The organism is Halopseudomonas maritima (assembly GCF_021545785.1).
GTDB lineage: Bacteria > Pseudomonadota > Gammaproteobacteria > Pseudomonadales > Pseudomonadaceae > Halopseudomonas > Halopseudomonas maritima.
This window is the reverse complement of record NZ_CP079801.1, coordinates 1273284-1300085: the sequence shown is the minus strand read 5'-3', so window position 1 is coordinate 1300085 and position 26802 is coordinate 1273284. Positions and strand designations below refer to the sequence as shown.

24 protein-coding genes and 1 other RNA gene are annotated in these 26802 nt (G+C 61.1%); 11 read left to right on the top strand and 14 right to left on the bottom strand.

Annotation, left to right across the window (positions count from 1 at the left end; genetic code table 11):
• Positions 1 to 22 precede the first annotated feature (22 nt).
• Positions 23 to 820 (bottom strand): crotonase/enoyl-CoA hydratase family protein, encoded by a 798-nt coding sequence (locus tag HV822_RS05970; protein ID WP_238872833.1) that lies wholly within the window; start codon positions 818 to 820, stop codon positions 23 to 25.
• A gap of 166 nt (positions 821 to 986) precedes the next feature.
• Between HV822_RS05970 and HV822_RS05965 the strand changes: the two genes are divergently transcribed.
• Positions 987 to 1547, top strand: coding sequence for a TetR/AcrR family transcriptional regulator (locus tag HV822_RS05965; RefSeq protein WP_238872832.1), 561 nt, complete (start codon positions 987 to 989; stop codon positions 1545 to 1547).
• A 9-nt stretch (positions 1548 to 1556) separates the two neighbouring features.
• Here the strand turns inward: HV822_RS05965 and HV822_RS05960 are convergent, their stop codons facing one another.
• Positions 1557 to 2045 carry a PaaX family transcriptional regulator C-terminal domain-containing protein gene (locus HV822_RS05960; RefSeq protein ID WP_238872831.1) on the bottom strand — a complete coding sequence of 163 codons (489 nt, stop codon included), beginning with the start codon at positions 2043 to 2045 and terminating at the stop codon, positions 1557 to 1559.
• A gap of 444 nt (positions 2046 to 2489) precedes the next feature.
• Here HV822_RS05960 and HV822_RS05955 point away from each other — a divergent pair, with 444 nt between their 5' ends.
• Complete coding sequence (locus HV822_RS05955; protein WP_238872830.1) at positions 2490 to 4169, top strand: isovaleryl-CoA dehydrogenase; 1680 nt, start codon at positions 2490 to 2492, stop codon at positions 4167 to 4169.
• On the opposite strand, the gene HV822_RS05950 is transcribed toward HV822_RS05955, so the two are convergent.
• Positions 4103 to 5190 (bottom strand): IS3 family transposase gene (locus HV822_RS05950; protein WP_238872829.1). Its coding sequence is split into 2 segments (ribosomal slippage): positions 4103 to 4938 and positions 4938 to 5190, totalling 1089 coding nucleotides; the frame shifts between segments, so codons are not numbered across the junction. The genes HV822_RS05955 and HV822_RS05950 overlap by 67 nt on opposite strands.
• A gap of 86 nt (positions 5191 to 5276) precedes the next feature.
• On the opposite strand from HV822_RS05950, the gene HV822_RS05945 reads away from it, so the two are divergent.
• Entirely contained in the window at positions 5277 to 5711 is a 435-nt protein-coding gene (locus tag HV822_RS05945) for a tyrosine-type recombinase/integrase (RefSeq protein WP_396265148.1), read from the top strand.
• Here the strand turns inward: HV822_RS05945 and HV822_RS05940 are convergent.
• The 3 genes from HV822_RS05940 to HV822_RS05930 form a co-directional block, all read right to left on the bottom strand.
• Positions 5674 to 6000: an HNH endonuclease signature motif containing protein gene (locus tag HV822_RS05940; RefSeq protein WP_238873551.1), complete on the bottom strand. Its 327-nt coding sequence runs from the start codon at positions 5998 to 6000 to the stop codon at positions 5674 to 5676. The two genes, HV822_RS05945 and HV822_RS05940, sit on opposite strands and share 38 nt — an antisense overlap.
• Before the next feature lie 329 nt (positions 6001 to 6329).
• Positions 6330 to 6683: a transfer-messenger RNA gene (gene ssrA, locus HV822_RS05935) on the bottom strand.
• A 491-nt stretch (positions 6684 to 7174) separates the two neighbouring features.
• Positions 7175 to 9352 (bottom strand): malate synthase G, encoded by a 2178-nt coding sequence (locus HV822_RS05930; RefSeq protein WP_238872828.1) that lies wholly within the window; start codon positions 9350 to 9352, stop codon positions 7175 to 7177.
• A gap of 176 nt (positions 9353 to 9528) precedes the next feature.
• On the opposite strand from HV822_RS05930, the gene HV822_RS05925 reads away from it, so the two are divergent.
• Entirely contained in the window at positions 9529 to 10506 is a 978-nt protein-coding gene (locus tag HV822_RS05925) for an alpha/beta hydrolase (protein ID WP_238872827.1), read from the top strand.
• On the opposite strand, the gene fes is transcribed toward HV822_RS05925, so the two are convergent.
• The 3 genes from fes to HV822_RS05910 are packed head-to-tail and all read right to left on the bottom strand — an operon-like array spanning position 10389 to position 14009.
• Complete coding sequence (gene fes / locus HV822_RS05920; protein WP_238872826.1) at positions 10389 to 12008, bottom strand: enterochelin esterase; 1620 nt, start codon at positions 12006 to 12008, stop codon at positions 10389 to 10391. The genes HV822_RS05925 and fes overlap by 118 nt on opposite strands.
• Complete coding sequence (locus HV822_RS05915) at positions 12008 to 13573, bottom strand: TonB-dependent receptor domain-containing protein (RefSeq protein WP_238872825.1); 1566 nt, start codon at positions 13571 to 13573, stop codon at positions 12008 to 12010. The genes fes and HV822_RS05915 overlap by 1 nt, the downstream gene beginning before the upstream one ends.
• The gene (locus tag HV822_RS05910) at positions 13455 to 14009 is read right to left on the bottom strand and encodes a TonB-dependent receptor plug domain-containing protein (protein ID WP_238872824.1); all 555 of its coding nucleotides are present in this window, start codon (positions 14007 to 14009) and stop codon (positions 13455 to 13457) included. The genes HV822_RS05915 and HV822_RS05910 overlap by 119 nt, the downstream gene beginning before the upstream one ends.
• 126 nt (positions 14010 to 14135) lie before the next feature.
• On the opposite strand from HV822_RS05910, the gene HV822_RS05905 reads away from it, so the two are divergent.
• Complete coding sequence (locus HV822_RS05905; protein WP_238872823.1) at positions 14136 to 15110, top strand: helix-turn-helix transcriptional regulator; 975 nt, start codon at positions 14136 to 14138, stop codon at positions 15108 to 15110.
• A gap of 93 nt (positions 15111 to 15203) precedes the next feature.
• Here HV822_RS05905 and HV822_RS05900 read toward each other — a convergent pair whose 3' ends face one another.
• Positions 15204 to 15950 carry a DUF2059 domain-containing protein gene (locus HV822_RS05900; protein ID WP_238872822.1) on the bottom strand — a complete coding sequence of 249 codons (747 nt, stop codon included), beginning with the start codon at positions 15948 to 15950 and terminating at the stop codon, positions 15204 to 15206.
• Positions 15951 to 16137: 187 nt separating this feature from the next.
• Here HV822_RS05900 and HV822_RS05895 point away from each other — a divergent pair, with 187 nt between their 5' ends.
• Together HV822_RS05895 and HV822_RS05890 are read left to right on the top strand one after the other, a co-directional pair.
• Complete coding sequence (locus HV822_RS05895; RefSeq protein WP_238872821.1) at positions 16138 to 16773, top strand: 2OG-Fe(II) oxygenase; 636 nt, start codon at positions 16138 to 16140, stop codon at positions 16771 to 16773.
• Between the two features lie 31 nt (positions 16774 to 16804).
• Positions 16805 to 17284, top strand: a complete 480-nt coding sequence (locus HV822_RS05890; RefSeq protein WP_238872820.1) for a DUF523 domain-containing protein — start codon at positions 16805 to 16807, stop codon at positions 17282 to 17284.
• A 113-nt stretch (positions 17285 to 17397) separates the two neighbouring features.
• Here HV822_RS05890 and serA read toward each other — a convergent pair whose 3' ends face one another.
• Entirely contained in the window at positions 17398 to 18627 is a 1230-nt protein-coding gene (serA, locus tag HV822_RS05885) for a phosphoglycerate dehydrogenase (protein WP_238872819.1), read from the bottom strand.
• A gap of 176 nt (positions 18628 to 18803) precedes the next feature.
• Between serA and HV822_RS05880 the strand changes: the two genes are divergently transcribed.
• The 3 genes from HV822_RS05880 to HV822_RS05870 are packed head-to-tail and all read left to right on the top strand — an operon-like array spanning position 18804 to position 21846.
• Positions 18804 to 20195: an FAD-binding oxidoreductase gene (locus tag HV822_RS05880; protein WP_238872818.1), complete on the top strand. Its 1392-nt coding sequence runs from the start codon at positions 18804 to 18806 to the stop codon at positions 20193 to 20195.
• Between the two features lie 36 nt (positions 20196 to 20231).
• Positions 20232 to 20900 (top strand): fumarylacetoacetate hydrolase family protein, encoded by a 669-nt coding sequence (locus tag HV822_RS05875; RefSeq protein WP_238872817.1) that lies wholly within the window; start codon positions 20232 to 20234, stop codon positions 20898 to 20900.
• 52 nt (positions 20901 to 20952) lie between these two features.
• Positions 20953 to 21846 carry an SdiA-regulated domain-containing protein gene (locus HV822_RS05870; RefSeq protein WP_238872816.1) on the top strand — a complete coding sequence of 298 codons (894 nt, stop codon included), beginning with the start codon at positions 20953 to 20955 and terminating at the stop codon, positions 21844 to 21846.
• A 19-nt stretch (positions 21847 to 21865) separates the two neighbouring features.
• Here the strand turns inward: HV822_RS05870 and rpiA are convergent, their stop codons facing one another.
• Complete coding sequence (rpiA, locus tag HV822_RS05865; protein WP_238872815.1) at positions 21866 to 22540, bottom strand: ribose-5-phosphate isomerase RpiA; 675 nt, start codon at positions 22538 to 22540, stop codon at positions 21866 to 21868.
• Positions 22541 to 22668: 128 nt separating this feature from the next.
• Between rpiA and ilvA the strand changes: the two genes are divergently transcribed.
• Complete coding sequence (ilvA, locus tag HV822_RS05860; RefSeq protein WP_238872814.1) at positions 22669 to 24183, top strand: threonine ammonia-lyase, biosynthetic; 1515 nt, start codon at positions 22669 to 22671, stop codon at positions 24181 to 24183.
• Here the strand turns inward: ilvA and HV822_RS05855 are convergent.
• Both HV822_RS05855 and HV822_RS05850 read right to left on the bottom strand, forming a co-directional pair.
• A complete protein-coding gene (locus tag HV822_RS05855; RefSeq protein WP_238872813.1) occupies positions 24171 to 26033 on the bottom strand; it encodes a diguanylate cyclase in 1863 nt (620 codons plus the stop codon). The genes ilvA and HV822_RS05855 overlap by 13 nt on opposite strands.
• A 182-nt stretch (positions 26034 to 26215) precedes the next feature.
• Complete coding sequence (locus HV822_RS05850; RefSeq protein ID WP_238872812.1) at positions 26216 to 26671, bottom strand: EVE domain-containing protein; 456 nt, start codon at positions 26669 to 26671, stop codon at positions 26216 to 26218.
• Positions 26672 to 26802: the final 131 nt, after the last annotated feature.

The window sequence follows — 26802 nt, the reverse complement described above, 5'->3', positions numbered from 1 at the left end:
TCTGTCCGATTGCGGTGGGGGATTAACGGCCTTTGAAGACCGGCTCGCGTTTTTGCATCATCGACATCACGCCTTCGCGCACGTCTTCACTCTTCATCAGCGAGAACAGCAGCTCGTTCAGCTTGGACAGAGCAGCGTCGTGGCCCTGATCGCGGGAGTCGAAGCCGGACTGCAGGGTGGCCTTGATCGCCAGCGGCGCGGCTTTAGCGATGCGCTGGGCATAGCTGATGGCGCAGGCCAGTTCTTCACCGGGCTCGACGATCTGGTTGATCAGGCGCATGCGCAGGGCTTCGCTGGCGTCAAAGTCGTCGCCGGTCAGCATGTAGCGCATGGCGTCGGCCCAACCGGCAGTCTCAGTGAAACGCACGGTGGAGCCACCGGACGGCGGAATACCGCGCAGGACTTCCTTGTGGGCGAAGGTGGTGTTGCTGGCAGCGATGGCGATGTCGGAGTTGAGGATCAGCTCGATACCGGCGGTCCAGCAGGTGCCCTGTACAGCGATGACGACCGGCTTGGTGCGGCGCGGCTTGGAGACGCCCCAGGGGTCGATGCCCTCATCCGGGTATTTGAAACCGCCGGAAGCCAGTTTCGGTGCCAGCTCCATCAGGTCCAGACCGGCGGTGAAATGGTCGCCGTGGGCAAAGACAACGGCGCAACGGGCTTCGTCTTCACGCTCGTACTCGCCCATGGCCAGCGCGAGGTCGGTGAGCATGGCGCTGTCGAACGCATTGCGCTTGCCCGCACGGTCCAAGCCGATCAGGAAAAGGTTGTCACGCAGCTCGCGGGTTACGCGGCCGGCACCACTGTTTGCTTCACTCATGAATATGCTCCTGAAATAGGGTGTGGGTATTGCAGGTGAGCTTTGGCTTGGTTACTTACCAAATGTTCGAAAATAAAATTAAACGAACGTTTGGTAACTGTCAAATTGAGTATTCATGGGCTATGGCGTAAGATAAGCGCCCTCAATACTGATCAGGTTTGCTACCGTGCGCCCTTTGAAGATTTCCCGCGATGAGCTGCTGAACCGCTGTGCCGACACCTTTCGTCGCCTCGGTTACAACGGTGCAACGATGGATTCGTTGTCAGCCGCCTGCGGCCTGACCAAGGCCTCGTTCTATCACCACTACCCGAACAAGGAAGCGTTGTTGCGCGACGTCCTGAGTTGGACGCACGAACGCATGCGCGAAATCCTGTTTGCGATAGCCGACGACGAGAGCATGGCGCCCGCTGAGCGCCTGCAGCGGATGGGATCTAAAGCGCAAAAGCTGTTTCGCGACAACACCATTGGCTGTCTGATGGGCGTTGTTGCGGTGGACGCCACCTACGCGCGCAGCGAATTGATGGAGCCGATCAGGGCGTTCATGGACGAGTGGGCTGCGGCGCTGGCTCGTATCTTCAGTGAACAGCTGCCTGACACCGATGCAGCCAAGGTCGGGCGCCAGCTGGTCGCTGACTATGAAGGCGCCATTCTCATGGCACGGATATACGGCGACGCCAGTTACATCGATGGTGTAACGGAGCGGGCACTGACCCAGCTGCGCGGTTGATCGATCGCTTCAAGCTAAGGGGCTGAGGATCGGTTGCCAGGCCCGCTGCCCCGCCCGCTGATAGGACAGCATGGCTTCCCTGAAACGCCGACGGCAAGCGGTATCTACCAGTGGCTCAGGCAGCAAGAGGTCGAACACCAGACGTTTTATTGCGCTGTCACCCAGTAAGTAGCTTTCGCGCGCCGCCTCGTTTGTTTCCAGTGTTGGCAGCCTTGCCATGGATTCCTGCAGTTGCTGTCGCAGGCGCTCATATTCCACCTCCAGTGCCTCGTCTTGCCACAGGTTTCTGGCGATGTGCTCGCGCTTGTTATCCAGATCAGTAATGCGCATGACAGCGGCGCTGGGCTCCAGGCCAAGGTCTTGCAATCGCTCACGCGTGCGTTCGACGCCGCCAGCGAGGTTGTCAGGGCGAACCCATAAGCCGGGCTCCAGTTCCCGTAACCCGAGCAGTGCAAAGGCACGCTCGCGAGCGCGTAGCGCGTAGCGCTTTGCGATCACGTGTCCCCAGGTTGCCGGTCAAGACGGCTACCCAACTGCCATCCCAGTCGCGCAGGTAGTCTTCGGCGTCACGCCATGCTGATACGCTTCTGTCCAAAGCCAATCCAGCTTGACCCAGGGTGTAAGCGCCTCTGGCAGTGGTTTCAATCAACCCGTTTGCTTGCAGGCGCGCCAACGCAACCCGCGTGTTGTTGGCTGATATGTCGAACAGCGCTCCGGCACGAATGGCACCGGCCACGTCCAGCTCGTTGTCGACGGCAGTCGACAGCAGCCGCATGACCAACTGTCTGGGCGTGAGTGGTGACGAATCGTTCTTCAGGTTCAGCAAGCGCGTTCCTCTGCATGCAAGGGAGCATAGGGATACGAAAATTAATATTACACAGATCGACTCAAATGATTTGCCAAGTGTAATTTTCCTTCAATCGACAACGGAGGAAAAACAAAATGGCAGTCGACGCGCAGTTTAAGACCCACGAAGTGCAAAACCAACCGGAGTACATGCCTCCCTACAACCTGTGGACCAGTGACTATCTGCTGCAGCAGGCCATTGCCCAGAACGGCGGTGAGTGGGGCGCTGATAGGTTGCAGCGCTACGGCGAGCTGACTGGTCACACGCTGATGGAGCAGGGCGATCTGGCCATCCGTCACACGCCAGAACTGCGTGCCTTCGATCGCTACGGTCGGCGCATCGACGAGGTCGACTTCCATCCGGCGTATCACACCTTGATGCGCAGCGCGATGCAGAACCAGGTTCACTCCTTCTCCTGGAACAATCAGGGCAAGGTTGGTGCGCACGTTGTCCGCGCGGGTCTGCTCTATCTGCACAGCCAGGCCGATGCTGGCACCTGCTGCCCGATTACCATGACCTACGCGGTGGTCCCGGCGTTGCAGCATTCGCCCGAGATTGCCAAGGAGTGGGTCCCGTGGCTGCTCGCGGCGGACTACGACGAGCGCACCCTGCCAGCGGATCAAAAGCGTGCCTGCACCATCGGTATGGGCATGACCGAAAAGCAGGGCGGCTCTGATGTTCGCGCCAATACCACCCAGGCGACGCTGCAGGACGACGGCAGCTATCGCCTGGTCGGCCACAAGTTCTTCTTCTCCGCACCGATGTGTGATGCGCACCTGGTGCTGGCGCAAACCGGGCAGGGCGTTGGCTGCTTCTTGGTACCGCGCGTGCTGCCGGACGGCTCGGTGAACGCAGTGCGCATTCAGCGCCTCAAAGACAAGCTGGGTGATCGCAGCAATGCGTCGTCCGAAGTCGAATTCAATGGCGCTCTGGGCTATCTGGTCGGCCAAGATGGGCGTGGCGTCGCGACCATTCTGGACATGGTGGCGCTGACTCGCCTGGACTGCATCGTTGGTACCGCTTCGCTGATGCGTCAGGCACTAGTTCAGGCGCTGAACCACACCCGTCAGCGTTCTGCCTTTGGTCGTGTGCTGATCGATCAGCCGCTGATGCGCAATGTGCTGGCCGATCTTGCGCTGGAAAGCGAAGCCGCGCTGGCGCTGTCCATGCGCGTTGCCGCCGCCGTGGATGCCGCGCCACGAGACGAGCATGAAGCCGCGCTGGCGCGTATCACCACTGCCATCGCCAAGTACTACATCTGCAAACGAGGCCCGGCAGTCATCAACGAGGCGCAGGAATGTCTGGGTGGTATCGGTTATGTGGAGGAGAACATCCTGCCGCGGCTGTATCGTCAGGCTCCGCTGAACTCCATCTGGGAAGGCAGTGGCAACGTACAGTGTCTTGATGTGCTGCGTGCGCTGCGCCGTGAGCCAGAGGTACGTGATGCGCTATTCCTTGAGTTGCAGGCCGCCGAAGGATTGAACAACGATTACGACCGTCAGCTCGCCTGGCTGATGCGCGCCTTCGAAAATCAGGAAAATCTGGAAGCACGTTCGCGTCTGGTCGTCGAGCGTACGGCTATAGCGCTGCAGGCCGCGCTGCTGTTCAAGGCCGCGCCGCGTGAGATCGCCCACACCTTCTGCCGTGCCCGTATGGGTGAGGAGCGGGGGGTAATCCCCCCATTTTTAGTACTCACCAGAAGTAGAGGTCAGGCCGCGAGGGCCAACTTCTGTTTGGGGGTGATGCCTCCCAGGGCCATATTTGGTCGTTCATGATTGTATGTCCAGATCCATCGTGTGGCGTGTTCTTGCACCTCAGCGATGGACTCGAACAGGTAATGCCCCAGCCAGTCATAACGTACCGTGCGGTTATAGCGTTCGACGTAGGCATTCTGCTGGGGATTGCCGGGCTGGATATGTTCTAGGCGGATGCCATGCTTCTCTGCCCACAGCACAAGCTTGCTGCTGATGTATTCCGGGCCGTTGTCACTGCGAATCGACCGGGGTTTGCCACGCCATTCGATCACCTGATCCAGCGCACGTACCACCCGCTCTGCCGGCAGTGATAGGTCTATATCCATGGCCAGGGCTTCGCGGTTGAAGTCGTCGATCAGGTTAAACAGGCGAAAGCTACGACCGTCTGCCAGTTGGTCATGCATGAAGTCCATCGACCAACAGTGATTGATCGCCTCCGGCACAGCTAGGGGCTCGGGCTTCTCACGCACGATGCGTTTGCGCGGCTTGATTCGCAGGTTCAGCTCCAGCTCGCGATAAATCCGGTACACCCGCTTGTGATTCCAGCGGTGGCCTTTCACGTTGCGCAAATACAGGAAGCACAGGCCGAAACCCCAGTTGCGCTGGTTGTGCGTAAGCCGGATCAGGTGGTCGGCGATCTCGGCATTTTCCGAGGACAACCGTGGCTGGTAGCGATAGCAGGTGACGCTAACCCTGAAGACCTGGCATGCCAGCTTGATGCTAGCTCGACCAGAGCGAACTGCACGCTGAGCCATCTCTCGCCGCCGAGATGGCTTCACCACTTTTTTGCCATCGCTTCCTGGATGATCTCAGCCTTCAGGCGCTCTTCGGCGTACATCTTCTTAAGGCGACGGTTCTCATCCTCCAGTTCGCGCAGCCGGGCCATCAATGAAGCGTCCATGCCGCCGAACTTGGCGCGCCACTCGTAGAAGGTTGCCGAACTGATGCCATGCTCGCGGCAAAGCTCAGGGACTGGGCTGCCGGCTTCGGCCAGCTTGAGGATAGCGATGATCTGGCTGTCCGAAAAACGCGATGTCTTCACGCAAAATTTCCTTGATCCGAGTAGGAGAAAATTCTACTTCTGACGAGTACTGATTTCAGGGGGGATTACCCCCGCCCGTTGAACCCATCGTCCTGCTTTGCCTTGCTACTGGTGCCCGCTGGTCTGAGGCGGAAGGCCTGACACCGGCACGCTTGAAGAATGGTTCGGTCCCTTATAGTCAGACCAAGTCCAGCAAGGTGCGTACGGTCCCAATTTCTGCAGAGCTGGAAGCTTTCATCCAAAAACACTGGAAACTTCACGGCCAGTTCACTGGGGCGATTACCTCGTTTCGGCGTGCGTTGGATCGCTCTGGCATTGAGCTACCCAAAGGACAGGCAAGTCATGCTCTGCGGCATACCTTCGCTAGCCACTTCATCCAAAAGGGCGGCAACATCCTTACGCTACAGAGGATTCTAGGGCACTCCAGCTTGGCTATGACCATGCGCTATGCCCATCTTGCTCCTGACCATTTGCGCCATGCTGTCACGCACGGCCCGTCGCTTGTTCCCCCTCAATCTTGAGGGTGTGTGGCTTTTGACGGTCTAGTTTGGCCCCTAGTGGCAGCGTATTCCACTTGCCTTTCCTAAGCCGCTTTTGCACCAGTTGCTGATAAGCATCTGGCGAGGGGGCCTTTTTGCGTTGGTGCCTGAGTTGGTTGCATCGCTTGCATGCGGCTGCGATGTTGCTGCGTGTGTCCTTCCCTCCGTCACGCCGAGCCTGGAGGTGTTCTGCTGTGCATTGGAAGTGCTGGGCTTGTGCCAGGGAGATTTGGTGATCTTTTGCGAAAGTCTCTACGGAGCCCTGCCACATCAGGAAGCCGCAATAGCAGCAACGTCCACGTTGTTGTTTGAATGCTGACTCTCGTAGTTTATTGAGTTTGGGATTGCGCATGACGGTTTCCTTTGATGAATAAGGGATACCGGCTGCGGATCGACCACGAGTTACGGCGACAGCACGCTGTGGTGGCTGGTCAGGAACTGCCCTGCAAGGAGGTGCAGCAACAAAAACATAAACCCTTGCGAGGGCTCGGTCAATTGCTAGAGCGCTCAAGTGTGACACTTTTGGGGCACTGCCCTACGCCAGAAAGTAAAAAGCCCCGAAAATCACTAGGATTATCAGGGCTTTAGGTCTTGCTAATTTGGTGGAGCCGGGGGGATTTGAACCCCCGTCCGCCAGTCCTCCGCTATCGGTTCTACATGCTTAGCCATCTCTACTTAGTTAACTCCGCGCCGCCCGAGTGGCAGGGTGCTTGGAGCGAGCTGTATAAGTTTTAGCCGTTACGTCTACAGCAAACTTGGCGGCGATCCTGTTCTATCTGTCGGTCAACTTCGGGTTTACAGGCATCCCCTGGTGACCGCTAGCCGGCTTAAGCGGCTAGTGCGTAGTTGTCGTCGTTGGCAACTATAAGTATGCAGCAGCGAATTTACGAGATCTGCTACCAACTCGGCATGCCCCTCAAGTTTTGTAACCGTCGTCGAATCCAAATCGGCCCCAAATCTTGCTGGTCTGTTACTGAGACGGGATTGTACGCGAAAGGTTCCTTGCAGAACAGGGTGGAGGGCGGCAGAAGAGGTTTATCGCGCATGCTCGGGGTAGGCGGCTTTGACCTTCAGGAAGACGTAGTCGGTGTTGCAATAAGCTGTTCGCTTGATCGTTTGCTCTTGGGCTGACGCCTGCAAGCGGTTTGGTGCGCACAGGCCCGCGCGGGCGCCAGGGGGGAATAGTGCAGACGCTGCAGGTTGCCGGATCTGGTCCGGTGTCAGTGAGACGCAGACACGGTCTTCAAAAGCGGGCAGATCAAGAGCGCTGAAGTCCTGCCGGGGCGGCAGCCAGTCGGTATGACCTGATATGAGGTGGTGTTTTCGGGTGCTGCGGTTGCCCGCACAACCATCCTGATAGCGATGTCAGCGACTCACCTGACGCTGATAACGAAAAGTCCGGGTTTCCCCGGACTTTCGTGAAGCACCTTTTACTGCTGAGAGTCTTACAGGCCGAACTTGGCCTTGAACTCACGGCGACGGCGGTGCAGGACCGGCTCGGTGTAGCCGTTCGGCTGCTTGGTGCCTTCAACGCACAGTTCAACGGCGGCCTGGAAGGCAACGCTGTCGTCAAAGTTCGGCGCCATCGGCTTGTAGGCCGGGTCGCTTTCGTTCTGACGGTCAACCACTGCAGCCATGCGCTTCATGGTTTCCATGACCTGCTCTTCGGTGCAGATGCCGTGGCGCAGCCAGTTGGCGATGTGCTGGCTGGAGATACGCAGGGTTGCGCGGTCTTCCATCAGGCCCACGTCGTTGATGTCCGGTACCTTGGAGCAGCCGACGCCCTGATCGATCCAGCGTACAACGTAGCCGAGGATGCCCTGGGCGTTGTTGTCCAGTTCCTGCTGGATTTCCTCGGCGGACCAGTTGGTGTTCGGCGCCAGCGGAATGGTCAGAATGTCGTCAACGGAGGCCGGAGTGCGCTTGGCCAGCTCTTCCTGGCGCTCGGCGACGTTCACCTTGTGGTAGTGCAGGGCATGCAGGGTAGCGGCGGTCGGGGACGGAACCCAGGCGGTGTTGGCGCCGGCCATCGGGTGACCGATCTTCTGCTCCAGCATGGCAGCCATCAGGTCGGGCATGGCCCACATGCCTTTACCGATTTGCGCACGACCTTTCAGGCCGGTGGCCAGACCGATGTCGACGTTGTTGTTCTCGTAGGCACCGATCCAGACTGCGCCCTTGATTTCGCCCTTGCGGATGAACGCGCCGGCTTCCATGGAAGTGTGGATCTCGTCACCGGTGCGGTCGAGGAAGCCGGTGTTGATGAACACAACGCGCTCGCTGGCGGCCTTGATGCAGGCTTTCAGGTTGACGGTGGTGCGACGCTCTTCGTCCATGATGCCGACTTTCAGGGTGTTGCGCGGCAGGCCCAGCATGTCTTCAACGCGGCCGAACAGCTCGGTGGTGAACGCCACCTCTTCCGGACCGTGCATCTTCGGCTTAACGATGTAGACCGAACCGGTGCGGGTGTTCTTGCGGCTGGTGTTGCCGTTCAGGTTGTGCATGGCGATCAGGCTGGTGACCGCTGCGTCCATGATGCCTTCCGGCACTTCGTTGCCGTCCTGGTCCAGGATCGCGTCGTTGGTCATCAGGTGGCCGACGTTGCGAACGAACAGCAGGGAGCGACCGTGCAGGGTCAGGGTGGTGCCGTCGGCCTTGGTGTATTCGCGGTCCGGGTTCATGGTGCGGGTGAAGGTGCTGCCGCCCTTGTTGACGGACTCGGCCAGGTCACCTTTCATCAGGCCCAGCCAGTTGCTGTAGACAACGGTCTTGTCGTCGGCATCAACGGCGGCGACGGAGTCTTCGCAGTCCATGATGGTGGTCAGCGCAGATTCCATCAGCACGTCTTTGACGCCGGCAGCGTCGGTCTGGCCGACGTTGCTGGTCGCATCGATCTGGATTTCGAAGTGCAGGCCGTTGTGCTTGAGCAGGACGGCAGTCGGCGCCGCAGCGTCGCCCTGGAAGGCGATAAACTGGGCGGCGTCTTTCAGGCCGGTGGTGCTGCCGTCTTTCAGGCTAACGCTCAGCTGGCCGTCCTTGACGGTGTAGCTGGTGGAGTCAACGTGGGAACCATTGGCCAGCGGTGCTGCCTCATCAAGGAAGGCGCGGGCGAAGGCGATAACCTTGTTGCCACGGATTTCGTTGTAACCCGGGCCTTTGGTGGCGCCGTTTTCTTCGGAGATGGCGTCGGTACCGTACAGTGCGTCGTACAGTGAACCCCAGCGGGCGTTGGCGGCGTTCAGGGCAAAACGGGCGTTCATGACCGGCACAACCAGCTGCGGGCCGGCCATGGTGGCGATTTCTTCGTCAACGTTCTGGGTAGTGGCCTGGAAGTCGGCCGGCTCGGGCAGCAGGTAGCCGATTTCCTGCAGGAAGGCTTTGTACTCGGCGGCGTTGTGCGCCTGACCGGCACGGGCCTGGTGCCAGGCATCAATTTGCGCCTGAAAGTCGTCGCGCTTGGCCAGCAGTGCCTTGTTCTTGGGAGCCAGGTCCTTGATCAGGGCTTCTACACCGGCCCAGAAGGCAGCGGCGTCAACACCGGTGCCGGGGATGGCACGCTGGTTAATGAAGTCGTGGAGAACTTTGGCTACTTGCAAACTGCCAACTTGGACGCGATCTGTCATGTTACACCCTCACTGTGCTGACAACCTGCGCGCTACGCGCATCAGGACGTGGAAATTGGAGACGCGGTATGTTACACGATGATCTGTTGCAAAGCATGCCCGACGGGCGCAATTGTGCCGGGGCCTCCGCAGATCAGGGAGTGACTCGCGGGTCATACCACCAGACGAGACACTCGATGGATCAGGCTTTTTTTTCCTCCCTTGCCGACTCCCTGCCGCCGCTTGAGCCCGGCCGTGCTGCCGATGATGCCGCGCGCCGCTACGCCGGCTATTACGGCATTGACTTCCATGACCGCGCGGCCCAGCACCTGGGGCGCATCGAGGTGGACGGTTTCAGTGTCGCCACGCAGATATGGAAGCCGCCGGTCGCGCGCGGCACCCTGCTGATCCTGCACGGCTATTATGACCATATGGGGCTGTATCGGCACCTGATTCAGTGGGCGCTGGAGCAACACTACGCGGTACTGGCGTTTGACCTGCCGGGGCACGGCCTGTCCAGTGGCGCGCGCGCCAGTATCGACTGCTTTCTGCGTTATCAAAAAGTGCTCGACGGTGTGCTGGAGCAGGCCTTGCTCTGGCAACTGCCGGCGCCCTGGCACATGCTGGGGCAGAGCACCGGTGGCGCGATTTTGATCGACCGCCTGCTGCATGGCGAGCTGCCCGCGCAGCTGGGGCGCACGGTGCTGATGGCGCCGCTGGTGCGTCCTCGCCAGTGGTTGTTCTCGCAAATGGGCTTGAGGCTGCTCGGTGGGTTTGTGCAGCAGCTGGGGCGACGCTTTACTGACAACTCGACCGACGAGGCCTTTCTCGAGTTCATCCGTTCGCGTGATCCGCTGCAGCCACAGGTGCTGCCGGTGGCTTGGGTGCAGGCGCTGGAGCGCTGGATTCCGCGTATCGAGTCGGCGGCGGCGGTGGAGCATCAGCCGTTGATCATTCAGGGGCAGGAAGACGGCACCGTGGACTGGCAGCACAACATTCAAGTGCTGGAAAGCAAGTTCGCCGGCCTGGATACGTTCTTCCTGCCCACCGCGCGTCATCACCTGGCCAATGAGCACGAGAGCCTGCGGCAGCAGTATCTCGACTGGCTGGCGCCGCGGCTGTCGCTGGTCAGCGCGGTCAGCCCGTCAACCAAGGTGTCGCGCCACAGCAGGTAGTCGTGACCGCCAGCAAATTCCTGATAGTCCACCGGGTAGCCCTTGCCCTGCAGCACTTCATATAGCGCGCGGGTGCTGCCGAGAATGCCTTCGGCACCGGGCTCTTCCAGCAGGCCGGCATCCAGATAAAAGCGCAGTGGCAGGCGTTGGTGCTCGGCGTACTGGCGGACCAGCCATTGCGGCGGTTCACCTTCGGGGCTCCACCAAAAACTGCCGGATTGGCTGAGCACCTTGCCGAAACGCTGAGGATGCCGCATGGCGACATAGGCGGCGGCCAGCCCGCCGAAGCTCGAACCGGCCAGAATACGGTCCTCGGCGGCGCAACTGATCGGCAGCCGGGTCTGCAGCCAAGGCAGCAGCTCCATGGCCAGAAAATCGGCAAAGTCCGGGTTGCCGGGCAGCTCTGTGGCGCGACTGGCGCGGTCCGGGTTGCCCACCAATACCGCCGCCATGGGCGGAATGCGCCCCGCTGCGATCAGGTTGTCGAGCAGCGTCGGTGTTGGCACCTCCAAGGTGTAGGCCTGCTCGTCAAACAGGGTCAGCAGCGGCAGCGCGTCGTGCTGCTTGCCAGCGGGGGTATACAGGGTCAGTTGGCGTTGATTGCCAAGCCGTTTGCTGTGATAACGCAAGCGTTGGACTGTGCCCTTGGGCACATCGCTGCGTGGTTGGTGCCAATCGTAGGGGCGAGCGCCCGGCAGGCTAAGTACGGACTGCGCGGGGGCCGCTGGGTCTGGCTGCCAGCGTGCAGGGTTGAGCGGGTCGGCAGCTGCCAGGTCCTGCAGCACCTGACGCAGCACGGCGCGGGGCTGGTCATTCATTGGCGGCAGGCCGCTGGCCAGTCGGTAGGAGGCGCGGGTGCCGGCCGGCACTTCGATGCTCAAATAGCGCAGGTCGCTGCCCGGCAACAGGGCCAACTGGCGGCTGTTGATGCCGGGCGCCGGCCAAAACAGCCGCACCTCGCCGGCAGCGGCCGGGCTACGGACCACAAACGTCACCCGTTGGCGGCCATCGGCCATGGGCTCGACCAGCGGTCCGCCGTGCGCTGTCATGTGCTGCCAGAAGGTGTTCAACGCATCCGTGTCGCCGCTCTCCAGGGCTGTCTGCAGGGCGCGCAGGCGTGGGCTGGCGGGCTGTTCGGCAGCGGGTTGGGCGGGCGATGGCGAGGGCAGGGCGGCGCCTATCTTCAGATTCAGTTGCGCGGGTGCTTCGCTGCGAGCACGCAGCTGCAGGGGCTGCCCAGGTTGGCCGCGCAGGGCCAGCCGGTTGTTTTCGGGCAACGTCAGTTGTCGCAGCAGGTGGTCGCCGTCAAACAGACTGATGCTGACCTGCTCGCCCTGGCTGTCCAGCTCCAGCACCCGGATCTGCTGCGGCGCCACCGCCAGCGGTGTACTGACGGTGGCGCCGGGCGGCAGCATCAACTGCAGCGGCCGGTCGGCCGCCAGCAGCGAGGGGGCGCCTAGCAGGGCGAGCGCTGCGCAGGGTCCTGTCCATATACGCAGCATCAGAACTGGTACTCGACGGATGCGTAAACCTGACGGCGATCTTCATTAAAGTCGCCCCAGTGCTCGTTTTCGATCTGCTTGTCGAACAGGTTGAGCACGCCGGCGCCCAAGGTCAGGCTCTCGCCAACCCGGTAGTGCCCGCCCATGTCGTATATGGTATAGGCCTCTTTGACGGTGTTGCCGCGGGTGCTGACGCTGGTGTACTGGGTGCCGGTATACCGCGCGCTGACGTTCAGTGCCAGGTGCTCGGTGGCGTTCCAGTCCAGCGCTGCGTTGGCGCTGTGTTCCGGCTTGTGGCTCAGGTCGTGCGGGGCGCCGGCGCTCAGATTCTCTGCGTCCAGGTAGCTGTAGTTGAACTGTGCCCTCAGGTTGCTGCCAAGTTGCATGTTCAGGCTGGCCTCGACGCCCTGGGTGCGTACCTTGTCGATGTTCTGGTAGGCAAAGATCGGACGGCCGTCGGGTAGAAAGCCAACAAAGTTCGGGTAGGTCGGCGCCACCACCGGGTCGCGGGTGCGGCTGTCGATGTCGATCATGTCCTTCAGGTCATTGCGAAAGACGGTCAGGCTGGCGTCCCAGCTGTCGTAGCTGAGCAGCATGGCCAGTTCGCGACTGGTGCTGACTTCCGGCTCCAACTCGGTGCTGCCGACAATGTAGCATCCAACCGTTGCGCTGCCGCAGGAGGCCGAGCCCCAGTTATCGGAGTTCTGTAACAGGGTCGGTGCGCGGAAGGCCTTGGCCCAGCCGCCCTTGAAACTCAGGTGATCGGTGCTGTGCCAAACCAGGTAGGCGCGCGGGCTGTTGTGGCCGCCGAAGTTCTCGTGATTATCGAAGCGATTGCCCAGAGTCAAGCTGAGGTTGTCGAAGATCGGCACTTCGTATTCGACAAAGGCGGCCTGGGTTTGCACTTCGGTGGTCGGGTCCTGGCCATAGGTGGCGCTGCCGGGGGCGCCGCTGAGGTTGGCGGCGTCTTCCAGCTCTTCCTGTTTCCACTCTCCGCCCAGGCTCAGGCGGCTGTCGCCAATCGGCAGGTTGATACGGCCCTGGGCGGTCCAGGTGTTGGCCTTGTTGGCCTTGTTGGGGTTGTTCTGGCCGCCAATCGTGCCGTCCAGATTGCGGGTCTCGTCAAACTGCAGGCTGACCTGGCTGTCACCGAAGCTGTAGTAACCGCGATGGGTCAGGGAGGCGGCGTCGCGGCGCAGCACAAAGTCATCGTGGTTACGGCGGGAGGCGTCCAGGTTCAGGTTTAGGTCGTGATCGTCGTTGATGAGCCAGGTCAGTTCACCGTTGGCCGAGGTGTTCTTGCGATAAGGCGTGCCGGCGCGGCCCGAGTTGTTGATGTCCTCGGCGTCGGCGGTGCGGCGATCGGCAGCGCCATACAGCTTGACCAGCAGTTGCTCGGATAGCGGACCGCTGAGCGAGGCGGCGTACTTGCTTGTGTCGCCCGCGTCATCCTGCTGTTGCGCGATGTAGGTGGTAGACAGGCTGCCGTGCCAGCTGTCGGTGGCCTTTTTGGTGATGATGTTGACTACGCCGCCAATGGCGTCGGAGCCGTACAGCGATGACATTGGCCCGCGCACTACTTCTAATCCGCTCGATCATGTCGACCGGCACCCAGCCGGTGTCGTAGTCGTTGCCGCGGAAGGAAGCCGAGGTGGAGTTGACCCGGCGACCGTCGATCAGGATCAGCGTGTAGGCCTGGTCGAAGCCGCGTATCTGCACGCCCGGCACGGTGTTGCCGGAGCGCTGCAGGGTAACGCCTGCCACCCGGCCAAGCAGGTCGGCCAGATCCGTTACCGGGGTGCGCTTGATGTCCTCTTCAGTCAGCACGGTGATGCTGGCCGGCGCATCGCGCAGGCTCTGCTCGGTGGCTGCAGCGGTGATCACCATGGTATCCAGGGTTATCGACTCGCTGCTGTCAGCGGCCTGTGTGGCACTGCAGAAAGTGGCGATGGCGATGGCGCAGGCCAGGTGGCTGCGGCGGAGGGCGTTGAGGTCATGCATGGCAGATCCCTTTGATATTCATTGGTTGGCGGTGCATGATAATAATTCTCAACTACATTTCGGTGTTTCGCGAAAGCAAGGAAAATCTTGCCGCCAGCAAGTTTATTGGACCTGGGAGGGGGCGCGATGGTGTCGACTTTGGCTGCGCCGGGGCCGCTGATTACCTGTGATCACATGATGCGGCGCGATACCGGGCTGGGCACCGCGCCGCGCTTTGTGCAGGCTTTTTCGCCGGGCTTGCCGGTGCTGCGTGGACGTATGGAAACCCACGAGCTGTGTGGAGGTCTGTTGCTGCACTTGGCGGATGTTGAGGACCTGATCGATGGTGTCAGTGAGAACCTGCTGACGCCCGGACTGAAACTCACCATGGTGCTGTCCGGGGCGACCGAGCTGTCCTATGGTGGCAAGGCATTTCATCTGGCTGCCGCAGGTCAGGAACGCGCCGGTGTGCTGATCTCCCTGGCGCGCAGCGATCAATTCCGCCGTCGCTGGCAAGCTGGGCGCCGAGAAATAAAGTGCGTGCTGACGCTGCCGGCGTCCTGGTTGGAGCGGATGGCGCAGCAGGGCAGCGAATGCTGGGATGCTATGCAGCGGTTTTCCGCTGCCCATCTCAGTGAACTGCGCTGGCTGCCCTCGGTCGCTGCGCAGACAGCATTGCGCCGGCTGTTTGATCTGCAGGGCGTGGACCCGTTGGTCGCCGCCCTGCAGCGTGAGCAGGTGGCGGTGCAACTGGCGGCCGAGATTATCCAGCTATTTTCGCCGCCAAGGGCTTGCGTTGGCACCTCGGTGCGGGTGCATCAGCGCATGCTGCAGGCCAAGGATTTTCTTGATAGCGGCGCCGCCGACGGGGTGGGGCTGGATGACATCGCACGGCAAATGGCGACCAACTCGGTTGATCTGCAGCGGCATTTTCGTCAGGTCTGGGGTACCACGGTGTTTGCCTACCTGCGTGAGCGCAAGCTGGTGCAGGCGCGCATGGCTCTGGAGGACGGCGCGTCGGTGATGATGGCGGCCGAACTGGCCGGCTACGGCAGCGCGGCCAGTTTTGCGACCGCGTTCAAGCGGCTGTTCGGGGTAACGCCTTCATCGGTGGGGCGTTAGGGGCTGTTGCCGTTTTGCTCCCTCCGCGTTACCTGGCCGAAAAATGGTCTGCGGCAGGAGCGTGAGCGAAACGTTAACAGCCCCTACGTTGCTTCAGGGGTTCAGCGCGTCGCGGGCAGCCGCGCTGCTGGCGCGGAAGAACGCGCTGCCGCTGTCACTCTCGCTCCAGTCGGCGTAGGCGTTGAGCTGCGCATCGGTCAGGTCGCGATAAACATAGGCCAGGGTCTGCGGCAGATTGGGTTCCATCTGCGCCCGTATGCTGCTGCGGCGCTGGTTGGCCAGACCGTCCGGAATGGTCAGTAGGCCGCCAAGCATGTCGTTGGCGCTTTGCGTTGCCAGGCTGGCGAAGGCCAGCGAGACCTCTTCACCCATATCCAGCGCCGGCAACTGCTGGCCTAGACGTTTCAAGTTGGCTTCCCGCTCGGCGCTGATAGTCAGTGGTGGCAGGCCGTTTTGCATGCGGCTTACCTCCGCAGGCGAGGTCGCACGGGTTTCGGCCGCGACGACGGCTTCGCCCAGCTCGCTGCGGTAGAACTGCTGGGCGTCGAGCAGTTGGTCGTCGGACAGGTTGACCGCCAGGCTGGCCAGGGCGCGGGCGTGCATGCGGTCAGCGTCGAAGCGTTCGTTACTCTTGCGCACCAGATTGTCGGCGACGGCCGCAGGCAATTGAGCCGCATAACGGCTACGGGCTTTCTCCAGCGCCTGCTGGAAGTGTTGTTGATGGGTCTCCATGCCGGAGGCGCGGTATAGCTGAAGGGTGTCGGCCTGGGCGCTCATGCCGAGGCCAAGCAGGCTGACAAAAAGTGCGCCCCAGAGGGCGCGCGGCAAAATGCGGGTCATGGTGTTCTCTGCAAAAAAGCGTGGTTGTGGCACTGCCCGGTTAAATGTCTTGCCTGGGGCGTGCATTGGCATAACAATGCGGGCTCGCTTCGTCGCTTGTCACGCCCTCGATTGTCTATCCGGGTAGCGTGTAGCAGCCCTGCGCCTCAGCGACGAGCCGGCGTCCTCCCCTTTGAGTAGTGTCACTATGCCCGAGTTCCCTTTGGTGCCTGCCAGCCGCTTTGTGCGCATGGCTGATGAGCTGGCCGAGCGCGGCTGGTCGGTGCAGGAGCAACTGCTGCCTGAGCCCCTGGCGCTGGCTTTGGAGCGCGATTGTCGTGCCCTGTGGCAGCGCGACGATCTAACCCCCGCGGCCATTGGCCGGGGAGACGGTCAATTGGTGATCCCCGGCATCCGTGGCGACTACACGCGCTGGCTGGATGACTGCCCTCCAACCGCCGCCGGGCGCACCTATCTGGCGGTGATGGACGGGCTGCGAGAGACCCTCAATCGCAATCTGTTTATGGGGCTCGATACCTTTGAGACCCATTACGCGCTCTACCCTCCAGGGGCCGGCTATCAGCGTCACCTTGACCGTTTTCAGGACAACCCTCTGCGCACCCTGTCGGTGGTAACCTACCTGAATCAGTCATGGCAGCCGGGTGATGGCGGCGAGCTACGCCTCTACTTGCCCGAGGGCGAGCACCATGTCGCGCCGCGTGCCGGCACGGTGGTCGTATTTACCAGTGCTGATGTAGAGCATGAGGTGTTGGCCTCGCGCTTTGAGCGCGCCAGCCTGACGGGCTGGTTCCGTCGCCGACCGATCAATCCGGTGCTGCGCTGAATCTCGGCGCGTAGCCACCATTGGAGAGCGCGTGGAAAAACTGCTGATCAGTGCCTGCCTTCTGGGGCAGCGCGTTCGCTACGACGGCGGCGGGTTTGACCCCACGCAGCTGCTGCTGGACTGGCAGTCCCAGGGCCGGCTGGTGGTGGTCTGTCCGGAAGTTGCCGGTGGCCTGCCGACACCGCGCCCGCCCGCGGAAATTCCGGGCGGGCAGGGTGCGTTGGTGCTAGCCGGTGAGCGGGTTGTGGTTACCGACCGAGGCGAGGATGTCACCACCGCCTTTGTCCGTGGTGCTGAACAGGCGCTGGCTCTGGTACGTAGATACCGTATCCGTTTTGCGCTGCTCAAGGCGCGTAGTCCGTCCTGCGGCAATGTCGAAAACTACGACGGCAGCTTTTCTGGGGTGCGGGTAAGCGGGGAGGGGGTGACCGCAGCGGCTCTTCGGCAGGCGGGGGTGCGGGTATTTAATGAAGAGCAGGTGGGCGAGTTGCGTGCGTTGCTGGGTGACTAAACAGCTAGCGTGATGGCTTGCATGTTTGCTCTGCTAACTGGTCGAGTTAAGGCGCAGGCATAAAAAAGGGGCACAACCAAGGTTGTGCCCCTTTTTGCGTTACAGCTGGCTGCTTAGAACAGCACGCGAACGCGGATGGTGCCTTTGACCTGCTGGATTTTCTCCAGAGCCAGGTCTGAGTATTCGGCGTCGACGTCGATGACGACGTAGCCGACTTTCTCGTTGGTCTGCAGGAACTGACCGCAGATGTTGATGCCGTTGGCAGCGAACACCTGGTTGATCTCGCTCATGACGCCCGGCACGTTCTCGTGGATGTGCAGCAGGCGGTGCTTGCCCGGGTGCGACGGCAGCGCCACTTCCGGGAAGTTGACCGAGGTGATGGAGGTGCCGTTGTCGCTGTAACGTACCAGCTTCTCGGCGACTTCCAGACCGATGTTGGCCTGTGCTTCCATGGTTGAGCCGCCGATGTGCGGGGTCAGGATGCAGTTCTGGAACTCGCGCAGCGGGCTGACGAACTCTTCGCCGTTGGCACGCGGCTCAACCGGGAATACGTCGATTGCCGCACCGCTCAGGTGCTTGTCGCCCAATGCAGAGGCCAGTGCGTCGATGTCGACCACGGTGCCGCGGGCGGCGTTGATCAGGATGCCGCCCTGCTTCATGGTGCGGATTTCCTTCTCACCGATCATCCACTTGGTGGCGGCGGTTTCCGGCACGTGCAGGGTGACGATATCGGCTTCGGCCAGCAGTTCCGCCAGCGAGCCTACCTGAGTGGCGTTACCCAGCGGCAGCTTGGTGACCACATCGTAGAACAGCACCTGCATGCCCAGGCCTTCAGCCAGCACGGACAGCTGCGTGCCGATCGAGCCGTAGCCGATAATGCCGAGCTTCTTGCCGCGGATTTCATAGGAGCCGGTTGCGCTCTTGCTCCAGCCACCTTCGTGACAGGCCGCGTTCTTTTCCGGAATACCGCGCAGCAGCAGAATCGCCTCGGCCAGCACCAGCTCGGCAACCGAGCGGGTGTTGGAGTAAGGGGCGTTGAATACGGCTACGCCACGACGCATGGCCGCGTCCAGGTCGACCTGGTTGGTGCCGATACAGAAGCAGCCTACCGCGACCAGTTTGTGCGCCTGCGCAAAGACCTCTTCGGTCAGTTGGGTGCGCGAGCGAATGCCGACGAAATGGGCGTCGGCAATGGATTCCTTCAGCTGCTCTTCAGGCAGCGAGCCGGTGTGGTACTCGATATTGGTGTAACCGGCTGCCTTCAGTGTGTCGACGGCGGTCTGGTGTACGCCCTCGAGCAGCAGGAACTTGATCTTGCTTTTGTCCAGCGAGGTGTTGGCCATGGTGTGAGTTACCCGGGTGCTGATATCGGAAAGTCCGAGGCAGGCCACTTTGGCTGCGGATGACAGAAGGGGCCTGTTTCGGAAGTCGCGTATGCTAGCATAATCTGCCTTTTTTGATGCCCGCAGACGCATGAAAAGTCTTCAGGTACTGCATTAATTCCCTTTGAGAGCGCACCATGACCCCTGATGCTGTGATTGAAACCCTCAAGACCCTGGTGGATGCGGACAAGGTCCGCGTTGATGCCGAGTCCCTCGACAACTGGGGCAAGGACTGGACCAAGCACTTTGCGCCGGCGCCGCTGGCCATCGTATTTCCCAAGACGGTTGAGCAGGTGCAGGCGCTGGTGCGCTTTGCCAATGAACAGAAACTGGCGCTGGTGCCCTCCGGTGGTCGTACCGGCCTGTCTGCGGCGGCGGTAGCGGCCAATGGCGAGATCGTGGTGTCTTTTGATTACATGAACCAGATTGGCGAGTTCAACGCCTTTGATCGCACCGTGGTGTGTCAGCCTGGTGTTGTTACTGCGCAGCTGCAGCAGTTTGCCGAAGAAAAGGGTTTGTACTATCCGGTGGACTTCGCCTCTGCCGGTTCCAGCCAGATTGGCGGCAATATCGGCACCAATGCCGGCGGTATCAAGGTGATTCGCTACGGCATGACCCGCAACTGGGTCGCCGGCCTGAAGGTGGTTACCGGCACTGGCGAGCTGCTGGAGCTGAACCGTGACCTGATCAAGAACGCTACCGGCTACGATCTGCGCCAGCTGTTTATTGGCGCCGAAGGTACCCTGGGCTTTGTGGTTGAGGCGACCATGCGCCTTGAGCGCGCGCCGAAAAATCTGACGGCGATGGTGCTGGGGACGCCGGACTTCGACTCCATCATGCCGGTACTGCACGCCTTTCAGGGCAAGCTCGACCTGACAGCTTTCGAGTTTTTCTCCGACAAGGCGATGGCCAAGATCATGGGGCGTGGTGATGTGCCTGCGCCGTTCGAAACCGACTGCCCCTTCTACGCGTTGCTTGAGTTTGAAGCGGTCAGCGAAGAGGTTGCCAACGATGCGCTGGCCACCTTCGAACATTGCGTGGAGCAGGGCTGGGTGCTCGATGGCGTGATGAGCCAGAGCCAGCAGCAGTTGGAAAACCTGTGGAAGCTACGCGAGTTTATCTCCGAGACCATCTCCCACTGGACGCCTTATAAGAACGACATCTCGGTGACGGTCGGTAAGGTGCCAGCCTTCCTGCACGACATCGATACCATCGTTGGTGAGCACTACCCGGACTTCGAGATCGTCTGGTTCGGTCACATCGGCGACGGCAACCTGCACCTGAACATCCTGAAGCCCGAGAACCTGTCCAAGGACGAGTTCTTCGCCAAGTGTGCAACGGTCAACAAATGGGTGTTCGAGATTGTCGAGAAGTACAACGGCTCAATCTCTGCCGAGCACGGTGTGGGCATGACCAAGCGCGACTATCTGACCTACAGCCGCAGCCCGGCAGAAATCGCGGTGATGAAGTCGATCAAGGCGGTGTTTGACCCCAACGGCATCATGAACCCCGGCAAGATATTCAACTGACAGCGGCAAGCAAAGGCAAAAGCGAGAGCAGGGTATATGAGCTACCAGCATCAGTATGTGGATGGCAGTGTGATTGATCTGCCGATGGGTAAGGTGGTGTGTGTCGGGCGCAACTACGCCGAGCATGCCCGAGAGCTGAACAATCCGGTGCCAACCGAACCGCTGTTGTTTATCAAGCCGGCCACCTCGGTCGTTCCGATGACGCCGCCGATTGAGCTGGTCCAGGGCCGCGGTCCGGTGCATTACGAGACCGAGATTGCGTTGCTGGTCGGTGCACCGCTGAGTGGTCTGGTCAGCGACCAGGAAGCAGAGGCGGCGATCATTGGCGTTGGTCTGGCGCTCGACCTGACCCTGCGTGAATTGCAGGATCAGTTGAAGAGCAAGAGCCACCCGTGGGAGCGCGCCAAGTGCTTCGACGGCGCCTGCCCGCTGTCGCCTTTTGTACCCAAAGCCGAGACAGGTGATCTGCATACCCTGGCGTTGCAACTGGACATCAACGGTGAGCGTCGCCAATACGGCACGGCAGGGGAGATGATTACCCCGATTATCGCGCTGCTGCGGCATATCGCGACCCAGTTCACCCTGTTGCCGGGCGACGTGGTGATTACCGGCACACCTGCCGGTGTGGGTGTGCTCAACCCGGGAGATGTGCTGAGTCTGGCGATCCCGGGCCGGTTGCAGGTCGAGACGCGTATCGCTGGGTGAACCTGCGGCGCTGGCGCTGGTCCCAGTTGGGCTATCAACGTCTGGAGCGCCGATGAAAAAGTTGCTGATTGCCCTGGTAATGCTGCTGGTGCTGGGCGGAGCCGTGATCCATTACCTGCATCTGGACGCGCTCTGGTGGCACAACTGGCGGATGCAGCAGGCGCCAGCGCACCCCGACTCGCTGGCACTGGACCGCTACCGGGTCGACATCCAGGGACTGCCCATTAAGGGGCTGGACGATGATGTGTCGGCCCTGACCTTCAATCCGCAGACCGGCACGCTGTTTGCGGTGCTAAACGGCGAGCCGTTGCTGGTGGAGCTGTCGGTTGAAGGCCAACTGCTGCGCAAGGTGCGCATCAACGGTGTGCACGACATGGAAGGTCTGACCTATGTGGCAGGTAACCGCTTTGTGATCGCTGAGGAACGCACCCAGCGGCTGATCGAGGTCGAGGTAGCCGATGACGTCACAGAGCTGGACGTTACCGGCGCGCCCAGTCTGACCATAGGGCTGGACCTCAATGGCAACAAGGGGTTTGAGGGGTTGTCCTGGGATCAGCGACAGCAGCGCTTGCTGGTGGTCAAGGAGCGAGACCCCTTGCGTGTGATGGCGGTCAGTGGCTTTATCGGCGCGCCGCCTGGCGCGCCGATCGCCATTCGTATCGAGGAGCTGAAGTCCCCGGACTCACCCTGGCTGTTCATGCGCGACCTGTCCTCCCTGAGCCTGCACGATGACACCGGGCATCTGTTGCTGCTCAGCGACGAATCAAACATGCTGGTCGAGTATGACGAAGACAGCCATCCGCGCAGCCTGCTGGGGTTATGGCGCGGCATGCACGGCCTGGAGCACACGGTGCCACAGGCCGAAGGGTTGGCGATGGATGAGCAGCGGCGGTTGTATCTGGTCAGCGAGCCTAATCTGTTCTATCGCTTTGTGCCGGGGGATTAGGTGAGCAAGGCCTCGCGTCTCAGCTGCGCTCGATAGTGCGTACGCCCTGGGGGGTGCCAAGCAGCAGTACATCTGCCGGGCGAGCCGCGAACAGGCCGTTGCAGACCACACCGACAATGGCGTTGAGGTCGGCTTCCAGCTGTTTGGGGTTAACAATCGACATGTTGTAAACGTCGAGGATGACGTTGCCGTTGTCGGTCACGCAGCCTTCGCGGTAGACCGGGTCCCCGCCGAGTTTGACGATCTCGCGGGCCACGTGGCTGCGCGCCATCGGTATGACCTCAACCGGCAGCGGGAAGTTGCCGAGCACCGGCACCAGCTTGCTTTCATCGGCGATGCAGATGAATGTTTTGGCAACGGCCGCAACGATTTTCTCGCGCGTCAGCGCCGCGCCACCACCCTTGATCAGTTCTAGGTTCTCGTTGCTTTCATCCGCGCCATCGACATAAAAGTCCAGCTGCGGCACGCCGTTCAGGTCGTAGACGGTAATGCCGTGGCTTTTTAGGCGCTCGGCGGTGGCTTCCGAGCTGGCGACGGCGCCGTCGAAGGCCAGCTTGTGTTTGGCTAGCGCGTCGATAAAGCAGTTGGCGGTAGAGCCGGTGCCAACGCCGACAATGCTGTTTTCATCCAGATGCGGCAGCAGGCGCTCCACGGCGGCCTGTCCTACCGCCTGTTTCAGTTCGTCCTGGGTCATCTCGGCTCCTCGTCACGGGCGGGCAAAAAACGCGATTATACGGGCTTGGCGGGACCGGCGTGTAGTCGGGCCGGCCTTGATTCGCTAGACTGGCCGCTTTCCCGTCCCTCTGCTAGCCGACTGCCTCCATGCTGGAAACCTACGTTAAAAAGATTCTCTGCTCACCTGTCTACGATGTGGCGGTGGAAACGCCGGTCCATCCGGCGCCCTTTCTCTCCGAACGTCTGGACAACACGGTGCTGCTCAAGCGCGAAGACCTGCAGCCGGTGTTCTCCTTCAAGATTCGTGGCGCCTACAACAAGCTGGCGCAGCTAACCGACGAGCAGCGCGCCTGCGGCGTGGTGGCTGCTTCGGCGGGTAACCATGCCCAGGGCCTGGCCTACGCCGCACGGCACATGGGTGTGAAGGCGACCATCGTGATGCCGCGCACCACGCCCGAGATCAAGGTCAAGGCGGTGCGTGCCCGTGGCGGCAAGGTGGTGCTGCACGGCGATGCCTTCGACGAGGCGCTGGCCTATTCGCAGAAACTGGTGAAGGAAAAGGGCTACGTCTACATTCACCCTTACGATGACCCCGACACCATTGCCGGTCAGGGCACCGTGGCAATGGAAATTTTGCGTCAGGTGCAGGGGCCGCTGAATGCGATTTTCGTCCCGGTCGGCGGTGGCGGCCTGGTCGCTGGCATCGCCGCGTACGTTAAATACCTGCGCCCGGATATCAAGGTGATCGGTGTCGAGCCACAAGATTCGGCCTGTCTGCATGCCGCGCTGGCTGCTGATGAGCGGGTCGTGCTTGGGCAGGTCGGGCTGTTTGCCGATGGCGTGGCGGTAGCGCAGATTGGTGAGCATACCTTTGAGGTATGTCGTCAGTATGTTGATGAGGTCATCACTGTCACCACCGACGAGATGTGCGCGGCGATCAAGGATATCTACGACGATACCCGCTCGATTTGCGAGCCGGCAGGCTGCCTGGGCGTTGCCGGGATCAAGAAGTATGTCGAGCGCGAAGGGTGCAGCGGTCAGGTACTGGTGGCCATCGATTCTGGCGCCAACATCAACTTTGATCGTTTGCGTCACGTGGCCGAACGCGCCGAGATTGGTGAGCGGCGTGAAGCACTGCTGGCGGTGACCATTCCCGAGAAGCCGGGCAGCTTCAAACAGTTTTGCGAGGCGATCGGCAAGCGTGCGATTACCGAGTTCAACTACCGCTACCACACCGGCAGCGAGGCGCACATCTTCGTGGGTGTACAGACGCACCCCGAGCTGGATCCGCGCGACAAGCTGGTCGAGCAGCTGTCAGCCGACGGCTTCCCGGTGCTGGACCTGACCGATAACGAGCTGGCCAAACTGCATATTCGCCACATGGTTGGCGGCCATGCTGAATACGTGACCGACGAGCAGGTGTTTCGCTTTGAGTTTCCGGAGCGTCCGGGCGCGCTGTTCAACTTCCTCAACAAGCTGGGCGGGCGCTGGAATATCTCGATGTTCCACTACCGCAACCACGGCGCTGCCTACGGCCGTGTGGTCGCCGGCCTACAAGTACCCGAGGGCGAGCGACATCTGATTCCGGCGGCGTTGGACGGTATTGGCTACCAATATTGGGACGAAACCGACAATCCGGCGTACAAGCTCTATTTAGGCTGATCGGCGGTGCTCACTGCCAGTTGCGAGCGGTTCCGCCCGGCGGCCTTGGCCCGGTAAAGGGCGGTATCGGCCTGGCGTACCAGGTCATGTGGGCTCCACTCGGGTTGCGGCAGCAAACTGGCGGCGCCGACACTGATGGTGAGCACGCCTCCGGCAACCGTAGTGTTGGGGTGACGAATACCGAGCGTGGCAATGGCGTCGTGAATCCGTTCGGCCACCTGCATGCACTGCTGCGGGCCGGCGCCGGGCAAGATGGCCGCAAACTCCTCGCCGCCGTAGCGGCAGACGCAGTCCCCCTCGCGCATCAGGCAGCTGTTCAGCGCAGTGGCAACCTGCTGCAGCGCCTCATCACCCGCCTGGTGGCCCAGCTCGTCATTGAAACGCTTGAAGTGGTCGACATCCAGCATCAGCAAGCCGAGCGGCGTTTGCTCGCGGCGCAGGCGTCGCCACTCGCTGACCAGTGTCTTGTCGAAGTAGCGACGATTGAACAGCCCGGTCAATCCGTCTTGATGTGATAGTTGCTGCAGGCGGGCCGCCAGTTGCAGCTGCTCGCTGTTGTCGCGTCCGACGCAAATCAGGTAGTCGCGACCGATACGTCGCAGGTGGCGAACGCTGACCTCCAGCGGAAAGCTCCTGCCGTCACGGCGAACGATACGTTTTTGGAAAATCGCGTTGCCCTGGCTGTGGATCATGTCGCGCAACTCGGTCAGCCACTTGACGGCTCCGGGCATAACGTCGTCCGGCGCAATGCGCAGTATTTCGCGCAGCTCAATCTCGCTGTAGCCCAGGCTTTGCCAGCAGGTACGATTCAGGTAGACAACTTCCAGCGGGTCCAGACCAATGATGAACAGCGCGTCGTGACTGTGATCGGTCATGTCATGGACCAACTTCAGGCGAGCCTGATTGTGCTTCAGGTTTTCCTCGGTGTCCTGGCGGCGCTTTATTTCGGCGTGGAGTTGATGATTGCTAAGCGCCAGTTGCTGGCTGCGCTGCGCTCCGCGCATGGTAAGCAACAGCGAAATGCACAACAGCGCCGCCGCCAGGGTGCCGGAGATGACTACCATCAGCGGCAAATGGGTGGTGGTGCTGACGAGTAATTGATGGGTGGGGTGCATGACCAGCACAAAGTTACTGTTGCCTGCCAGGGTGACCGGGCTGCTAACACTCCAGGGTGCGGCCTGGTAATCGCTTTCGGAGGCGAACAGCGTCACGCCCTGCTCCTCCAGGTGCAGGCTGCGGTCGGTGGCCTGCAGTTCGCTGAGCAGGTCGTTGATCAGCACTTCGACGCGGAAGATGCCGAGTAGAAAGCCATCGAAGCGACGCAGGTCGCCGCTGATGCGGTGCAGCGGTATGTAGTAGGCCAGGCCCAGTCCTCCCTGAACCAGTTCGAACGAGTTGCTTAGTCGAGGTTGGCTGGTGTCACGGGCCGCCGTGAGTAGCGGGTAGTTGGGGTGGGTTCTCGGGTAGATAAGGCCGATTGCTGCCTCGTTGCCGTTCAGTGGTTCGATCCAGCGCATGCGAAAACTGGCGTCCAGCCACTCGATGGCCTGGAAATTCTGATAGTCACGCAGTAGCTGGTTGGCGTTTTCGCGCCACAAATCACGATTGTCGCGGTGCTGTGGCCAGCGTTCGGCCAGGCGCAGCAGGGTGGCGGCCTGCTGCTCGAAGCGGGTTTGAATTTGGTGGGCTAGGGCGTCGGCTTCCAGCTGCAGGCGCGCGCGCGCTTGCTCCTGCTCGGCATCCAGCAGTGCCTGCCAAAGCAGGTAAAGAGCGAACGCCATGACACAAAACAGCGCAAAAATCAGCCGTGGGAACTGTGTGATTGGCGCGGGCATGGCGGGTGCTGGCATGGCAAGTCTCTAAACGACGGAGGCCAGGTTGTTGCTGTTCTGGCGCGAAATCGAGGTGGCAGCCTGCCCGGTCGCCGTTGATTGCTTCGCCTGCAGTGCCGCTAACCCCTGTGATGACTCTGTGTATGTTACCCAGCTTTGTTGGCTTAGTGATAGCACAGTGCTTTCACTCAGACCAGTGGCTAGGTGCGCGCGGCGGCCAGCAGGATATGCCATTGATCCGGCGTTACCGGCATAACTGACAGGCGGCTCCCGCGCTGCAGCAGCGCCAGCCCTTCCAGGCCGGCCAGGTTACGCAAGTCAGCCAGACTGAGCAGGCGTGGGAACTTTTCGACGAAGGCGACGTCCACTGCGACCCAGGGCAAGCGTTCGGCATGGCAGCGCGGGTCGTGGTAGGGGCTTTCAGGGTTCAGGGCCGTCTGATCTGGGTACGGGGCACGCGTAATGCGGCCAATCCCGGCTAGCCCTGGAGGTTGGCAGCTGGAGTGATAGAACAGGAAGGTGTCGCCGGGCTGCATTGTCTGCATGAAGTTGCGTGCCTGGTAATTGCGCACGCCGTCCCAGGGGGACTCTTGCTGATGTCGCAGGTCGTCGATGGAGAAGGTGTCCGGCTCGGACTTTAGCAGCCAAAAGGCCATGCAGGCCTCCTTTTTGTTGACAGTTGTGTGACAAGGGTGTAGGAAGCGGTTTTGTGTGCAGCGACGGTGAGTCGAATTGGGGCGCTGCATCACGCATATTCATATTATTAGATTGCCGTATTTGTCAGGAG

Coding starts and splice junctions, on each gene's coding strand:
- rpiA (WP_238872815.1), bottom strand. CDS start 22,540: ATGACCCAGGACGAACTGAAACAGGCGGTAGGACAGGCCGCCGTGGAG.
- HV822_RS05850 (WP_238872812.1), bottom strand. CDS start 26,671: ATGGCCTTTTGGCTGCTAAAGTCCGAGCCGGACACCTTCTCCATCGAC.
- fes (WP_238872826.1), bottom strand. CDS start 12,008: ATGCTGCGTATATGGACAGGACCCTGCGCAGCGCTCGCCCTGCTAGGC.
- HV822_RS05925 (WP_238872827.1), top strand. CDS start 9,529: ATGGATCAGGCTTTTTTTTCCTCCCTTGCCGACTCCCTGCCGCCGCTT.
- HV822_RS05915 (WP_238872825.1), bottom strand. CDS start 13,573: ATGTCATCGCTGTACGGCTCCGACGCCATTGGCGGCGTAGTCAACATC.
- HV822_RS05970 (WP_238872833.1), bottom strand. CDS start 820: ATGAGTGAAGCAAACAGTGGTGCCGGCCGCGTAACCCGCGAGCTGCGT.
- HV822_RS05940 (WP_238873551.1), bottom strand. CDS start 6,000: ATGTGGCAGGGCTCCGTAGAGACTTTCGCAAAAGATCACCAAATCTCC.
- HV822_RS05930 (WP_238872828.1), bottom strand. CDS start 9,352: ATGACAGATCGCGTCCAAGTTGGCAGTTTGCAAGTAGCCAAAGTTCTC.
- HV822_RS05880 (WP_238872818.1), top strand. CDS start 18,804: ATGACCCCTGATGCTGTGATTGAAACCCTCAAGACCCTGGTGGATGCG.
- HV822_RS05895 (WP_238872821.1), top strand. CDS start 16,138: ATGCCCGAGTTCCCTTTGGTGCCTGCCAGCCGCTTTGTGCGCATGGCT.
- HV822_RS05900 (WP_238872822.1), bottom strand. CDS start 15,950: ATGACCCGCATTTTGCCGCGCGCCCTCTGGGGCGCACTTTTTGTCAGC.
- HV822_RS05870 (WP_238872816.1), top strand. CDS start 20,953: ATGAAAAAGTTGCTGATTGCCCTGGTAATGCTGCTGGTGCTGGGCGGA.
- HV822_RS05905 (WP_238872823.1), top strand. CDS start 14,136: ATGGTGTCGACTTTGGCTGCGCCGGGGCCGCTGATTACCTGTGATCAC.
- HV822_RS05910 (WP_238872824.1), bottom strand. CDS start 14,009: ATGCATGACCTCAACGCCCTCCGCCGCAGCCACCTGGCCTGCGCCATC.
- serA (WP_238872819.1), bottom strand. CDS start 18,627: ATGGCCAACACCTCGCTGGACAAAAGCAAGATCAAGTTCCTGCTGCTC.
- HV822_RS05855 (WP_238872813.1), bottom strand. CDS start 26,033: ATGCCAGCACCCGCCATGCCCGCGCCAATCACACAGTTCCCACGGCTG.
- HV822_RS05875 (WP_238872817.1), top strand. CDS start 20,232: ATGAGCTACCAGCATCAGTATGTGGATGGCAGTGTGATTGATCTGCCG.
- HV822_RS05955 (WP_238872830.1), top strand. CDS start 2,490: ATGGCAGTCGACGCGCAGTTTAAGACCCACGAAGTGCAAAACCAACCG.
- ilvA (WP_238872814.1), top strand. CDS start 22,669: ATGCTGGAAACCTACGTTAAAAAGATTCTCTGCTCACCTGTCTACGAT.